Genomic DNA, 6,284 nt, shown 5'->3' on the forward strand with positions numbered 1-6,284 from the left:
TCAATCGTCGCAGGCGGCTTAGATGTAATATCATACACCACGCGGTTGATGTGGTCGACTTCGTTTACGATACGTGTAGAGATTTTCTCAAGCACGTCCCATGGGATACGTGCCCAGTCAGATGTCATTCCATCGATGGAAGTGACGGCACGAATTCCGATTGTGTAATCATATGTGCGTGCATCGCCCATGACGCCGACGCTGCGGATGTCAGGAAGCACGGTGAAGTATTGCCAAATGTCGCGGTCAAGTCCAGCAAGGCGGATTTCTTCGCGAAGGATGGCATCAGATTCTCTGACGATTTCAAGCTTTTCTTCTGTTACTTCGCCAAGAACGCGGATTCCAAGACCTGGGCCTGGGAACGGCTGTCTCCAAACGATTTCATCTGGAATGCCCATTTCTGTTCCTAGTGCACGAACCTCGTCTTTGAAGAGTGTGTTCAATGGTTCGATCAATTGGAATTGCATGTCTTCAGGAAGCCCGCCGACATTGTGGTGGGATTTGATTGTTTGCGCAGTTGCTGTACCACTCTCAATGATATCTGTATAGAGTGTACCTTGCGCTAAGTAATCAATACCTTCTAATTTAGTTGCTTCATCATCGAATACATAGATGAATTCGTTACCGATGATTTTACGTTTTTGTTCTGGGTCGCTGACACCAGCAAGCTTAGACATGAAGCGTTCTTTCGCGTCTACTTTGATAACGTTCATGTTAAAGCCTTCGCTGAAGGTTTTCATAACGCCTTCTGCTTCGCCTTTACGTAGAAGACCATGATCAACGAAGATACATGTCAATTGGTCACCGATGGCTTTATGGATCAATACAGCTACAACGGAGGAATCTACACCGCCGCTGAGTGCGCAAAGAACTTGCTTGTCCCCAACCGTTTGGCGGATTTTCTCCATTTCCATTTCGATGAAGTTGGCCATAGACCAGTCGCCTTTACAGCCACATGCGCCAAATACGAAGTTTTTAAGCAAGTCATTTCCGTATTCAGAGTGGCGTACTTCCGGATGGAATTGAACCGCATATAGCTGGCGGCTGTCATCGCTCATTGCCGCAATCGGACATGATGGGTTCGTTGCATCGACCGCGAATCCTTCTGGTGCTGTTACAACATGGTCACCATGGCTCATCCATACTGTTTGATCTTCTGGAAGACCTTTGAACAAGACGGATTCATGGTTGACATGGATGTCAGATTTGCCGTACTCACGCTTGCTGGCACGCTCTACCTTCCCGCCGAAGTGCTGTGTCATTAATTGCATGCCATAGCAAATACCCATGACTGGAATGCCCAAATCAAAGATGCGTTCATCACAAGAGAGAGCCGTTTTATCATAAACGCTGTTTGGCCCTCCGGAGAAAATAATTCCTTTCGGATTCAATTTCTTGATCTCATCAACGGTGATAGTGTGCGGGTGCAGTTCACTATACACACCGAATTCACGAATTCTCCGCGTGATTAACTGATTATACTGGCTTCCAAAATCAAGGACGACAACCATTTCCTGAATTGGAAGATCTGTTGTTTCTACCATTGCTTTCACCTCATTAGATAGTTTAGATCGGTTAATGTAAGCAATTAATCATCCTAAGGGGATGATCCATCCCTTAATCCTCCCATTCGTCCTAACAAAAGCATCAGGCATTAGCCGGTGCAGAAACGAATTCCCATATATCCTCATCAAAGCCGCTCTCGCATTCAATCATGCTCTAGACCGAGCAAGTTGAATAAAGAAAAACTAGAATCCCCATAATGCGCCTGCAGAATTCTAGTAGTCATTTATATTCTTCCCTCATAGTCAAATCATTTATCCGGTGATTTGGTATGAACTTTCGAACCTTATTTCCGAAATTATATGAAGGGTTTGGATGCTGTGTAATATTAACCTCGCATAATTGTAACAGTGAGTGAAAAGAGAGGTCAAGCAATTGTTTTCAAAATCATCTTTTCCCACGTTTTTTCATACTCCTGCCATTCTGCCATAGAACCTGCCCCCGAATAAAGAATACGCTCGTATTCCGCTGTCAGTATCTTCATCTCAACGGTCCCAAAGAATTGGTCCACATATCGCGCATACTCGCGCAAGGTCTGTCCCTCATGCCGCTTAATGCCGAAGCGGGCCAATTCAGCAAGCAAGCGCAGATAGGCTTTCGAGAATCTCTCGTCTGATTTTGACCTTTTATAATAGAATACCCAAAGACGCGGAACCCATTTGCCCCTAAAGCGATAGATAATCGCAGTCAAAATCCCTAATGCAAGCACACTGCCCGCAACGGCTTTCCACGATTCCTTCAAGAAATCAACCATTGAAGCCAGGTCAAAGGATTTGTCTGTGCTGCCGCCTTCATCCGAACGCTCAGGGACAGTCGTTCTCTCTTCTTCTTGCCGCTCTGTTTCTTCTGTCTCATTTTGTTCTTGTTCCTGTTGTTCAAATGTCTCCAGGAAACGCGCTTCCGGATTAAAGCCTTTCGTCGGCTCAAACGGCACCCAGCCCGTGTTCGGGAAGAAGACTTCCGGCCATGAATGAGCATTATTATTTGTCACTTCATACACTGTGCCTCCCACAGCACTATCATAGGTTGATAACCCGGCTGTATACCCTTTTACCCAGCGCGTCGGAATTCCTAATGAACGGAGCAGGACAACCATCGAAGTTGAGAAATTATCACAATAGCCGATATTTGTCTCAAACAGAAATTGGTCAACATAGTCTTGACCTTCAGCTGGATAAGCGACTCCAGCCTGACTGTACGTAAACTTCTCTCCCCGTAAATATTCCTCAATTGCTTTGACTTGGTCATAAACAGAATCTGACTCTGCATTCTCAGAGACAATCTCAAAAGCCAAATCCCTTACTCTCTCCGGCAGCGAAGAAGGCAATTGTGTATATTCACCTAAATACGACTCGTCATAATCCTCCCTCCCATTCGCTCTCAAGGCATCCAAATAGAAGGTCGGACTCATGAAGGCAATACTGATCTCTTCAATCCGCTCCCCCTCAACACCTTCCTCTTCATATGGCGTTATGCGCGATGTTCCCTCAGAATAGAGTAATTCCTGCGGGTCTTCATCTCCATTCACGGAAATGCTTTGGATATACATCGGATCTGGATAAGGAATATGTCCATGGTCAATTTCAACATCAAGTTCGGCTATTGACTCGTTATTCTCCAGTTCTCCAATATAATCATACAAACCAATATTCTCATCATCATAATATATGGCCTCTGCAGTATTACTTCTGCTGCTTAACCAGCCCTTACCCGTATAGACGGTCTTATGCTCAACCTTCCAATTGGTTCGAACTGGCGACTTTGCGGTAAACACGACTGAATTATCGCCAATGAAGTCCCCGCCGAGCTTCTGATCATTCACTCCATACCCAATCCGCTTACGGTCAGACCCATACTTTTCTGAGGTTGATTTAATGAAAGCAACCGGGTCCGGCCAAATAGCCTGCGGCTTCGGCGCTGCAAAGCCAACCAATACACCTAAGGTAATCATGCCCGCAAGCGCAGAAACCCAGATACCCATTTTCTTTATTGAATAAGGGAGGCCATGCTGGGTAAAGAGACGAATCAGCGCCAATGCACCGAGCACGGCAAAACCACAAATGACAAGCCGAACAATTGCCCCATCCCCATCATAGGGTGTGAAGGTATCAAGCACCGTCACGTACAAGAAGGTCAGGAACAGGAACAAAAAGAGGCGCTGCTTTACCATTACCCAATAATGAAGGAGATAGCAGAGCATCCATATAATCAGAAGGAAAAGGAACGTTCGGAATCCAGGTGTCAGACCATCCAAATCTGCTGTGAATGAATCCCGGATTCCATCTGCCAGATCAACAAAGAGCAGCCGAAGCCAGCTCTCATCCTCCATCATTGTAAGAGCCCGGTAATGGAGCATATATAAGCAAATGCTCATATAAAAGAACGAGACCGGTACAGTCCACTTCCATGATACTTTAAAGGCATAAAGTACAACGAGGAGGGCTGCATAGACGATGAAATAACCCATATTGGATGTGTCAGTTACCTCTTCAACCGGCCTAAGCCATTCCAAGAAAAGCAGGAATGTAAAGAAGAATAAAAGAAGGCGTATACCAGCATGCATTTGATTGATCATCGTCTCCCCAGCTCCTTCCATACATTCCACTCACTCTTGTCGCGAACGATAGATATATTTACCCCATGATTCGCCGCATAATAATATGCATCCTCTTCAGACTTCTCCATTCCCCTCTTCGCATCCTGCTGAAAGAACAAAATAGTCAAGGGGCGCTTCCTATCGGATAGACGTGTATAGGCTTGCACCATTGATATATTCAGTTCTGAGGTAATGAAGATTAATGAAGCATGCTCAGGAATCGACCGGTTCGGAGGAGCGTAAGCAGACTCCCCTATCTCCAATGCCTGCAGACGTGCCAGGAAATGCAAGATATGCTCACGATGCACTTTGCCCTCTTTCACCTCAATCAATTGATCATGGTCCCCCCTGGCCCAGATTCCAACACGCATTCCCTTCTCAAGCACAGCCTCTGCCAAGGATGCTGTAAAGGTGACCATCTCCTCGAATACATGGTACTCACTAATGCTATTGATCATCAGGAAACTATCACTGCTATGATTCTCCTCAAAATTCTTTGATTTGAGGCCCACTCCCTTTGCACTCGATTTCCAATCAATCGTGACCATGCGATCGCCAGGCTCATAATCCCGAATACCTGACACCATCGACGTCTCTTGCCTGTGCTTATACAGATTGGTACGCTGCCCATACTCATATTCGCTCTTAAACTGGCGGATTGAAAGCTGGACAGTTCTAGGCAGAACGAGTACTGTCTCTTGCGCTTTCACTACCCGCTCCTTCTCTACTATTCCAAGCAGGTCACCAGTACGCAGAACGATATCGGAGAACTCATGCTCCCCGCGCGCCAGATTCTTTAATGTATAAGAAAGCTCATACTCTCTCTTGAAACCGATGAAAACCAGTGCATTCTTCTTTGCACTGCCAGATGAAATATCAAGATTTCTCGGAAGTAACTCTTCCACGCTTATGTACAAGATTGGCACCGCATACTGTCGTTTGAGGAGAATCCGCATCTCTAACGAATCACCCGCACGAAGCGCACCATCCCCTGCTATCCGTTCAACATGAAAATCATTTAATGGATAAAGAAGAATGACTAAGGCATACACACCAAAGGGGAGGAAGCTGTAAAAGAGGAACCAACTGACAAACCCTCCTTGGAACATCGCATAAGAAAAGGTCAATGCCAGCAAAAACACGAGCATAATCAGCTTCGACCATTTCTCCAATCGTAAACGGAGCTTCTTCATCGTTAATTCACTTGCCTTTGTACGGGTACAGGTGTCTTTGCCATAATCTCATTAAGGACGGCCCCTGCATCAATTCCTTCATAAAGAGCTTCAGATTTCATGATAATCCGATGACTGCATACATAAGGAATGAGATGCTGTACATCATCTGGAAGGCAATAATTACGTCCATGTATAAAGGCCCAAGCTTGAGAGGCTCTCATCAAGGCGATGGAACCACGTGGACTTACTCCTAAATACACACGTTTATCATTACGGGTTTTTGTCATCAGGTCGACAATATACCTGGCAATCGATTCATCAACAAAGACGCTCTGTACCTCCTCCTGCAGGTCTGCCATCTCCTTCAATGAAATGACCGGCTCCAAGCTGTCTGTAGAAGCCTGCATCCGCGCATTCATCAGGATAACCACCTCATCACCCCTATCAGGATAACCCATTCTCGTTTTAATCAAAAAGCGGTCAAGCTGAGCTTCCGGCAAGGAATAGGTGCCCTCGTATTCAATTGGATTCTGGGTTGCCATAACAAAGAAAGGAGAATCTAGCCGATGGGTGACACCATCAACGGTCACGCGATGTTCCTCCATTGCCTCTAATAGAGCTGACTGTGTCTTAGGGGAAGTACGATTGATCTCATCTGCGAGGATAATATTGCCCATGATTGGACCTGGACGGAACATAAACTCATGCTCCTTTGGATTATAGATGGATATTCCCGTCACATCGGACGGAAGGAGGTCTGGGGTGAATTGAATACGTTTATAATCAGCCTGAATGGACTTCGCCAATGCCTTCACAAGCATCGTCTTCCCAACACCCGGCACATCCTCCAATAGCAAATGCCCCTTGGCCAAAAGTGCCACAAGGCTCAGTTTAGCTACCTCTGTCTTTCCGATAATCACATTCTCTACATTCTGAATAATCTTCTGAAT

4 protein-coding genes and 1 riboswitch are annotated in these 6,284 nt (G+C 45.7%); all 4 genes read right to left on the reverse strand.

Annotation, left to right across the window (positions count from 1 at the left end; translation table 11 throughout):
• The coding region (guaA, locus tag ACI35L_RS14880; RefSeq protein ID WP_439803198.1) for a glutamine-hydrolyzing GMP synthase at positions 1-1,544 on the reverse strand (1,544 nt) is incomplete at its 3' end.
• A gap of 241 nt (positions 1,545-1,785) precedes the next feature.
• A riboswitch (purine riboswitch) is annotated at positions 1,786-1,889 on the reverse strand.
• Positions 1,890-1,930: 41 nt separating this feature from the next.
• Positions 1,931-4,159 (reverse strand): DUF4129 domain-containing transglutaminase family protein, encoded by a 2,229-nt coding sequence (locus tag ACI35L_RS14885; protein ID WP_439803199.1) that lies wholly within the window; start codon positions 4,157-4,159, stop codon positions 1,931-1,933.
• On the reverse strand, positions 4,135-5,352 hold the full coding sequence (locus ACI35L_RS14890; RefSeq protein WP_439803200.1) for a DUF58 domain-containing protein: 1,218 nt from the start codon (positions 5,350-5,352) through the stop codon (positions 4,135-4,137). Before ACI35L_RS14890 ends, ACI35L_RS14885 begins: the two co-directional genes overlap by 25 nt.
• Before the next feature lie 2 nt (positions 5,353-5,354).
• Positions 5,355-6,284: AAA family ATPase (locus ACI35L_RS14895; protein ID WP_439803201.1), on the reverse strand; the 930-nt coding region annotated here is incomplete at its 5' end.

Origin of the sequence: Pradoshia sp., from assembly GCF_051873915.1 — a bacterium.
GTDB lineage: Bacteria > Bacillota > Bacilli > Bacillales > Pradoshiaceae > Pradoshia.

Excerpts from the sequence above, each read along its gene's own strand:
- ACI35L_RS14885 (WP_439803199.1), bottom strand. The coding sequence starts at position 4,159 with ATGGAAGGAGCTGGGGAGACGATGATCAATCAAATGCATGCTGGTATA.
- ACI35L_RS14890 (WP_439803200.1), bottom strand. The coding sequence starts at position 5,352 with ATGAAGAAGCTCCGTTTACGATTGGAGAAATGGTCGAAGCTGATTATG.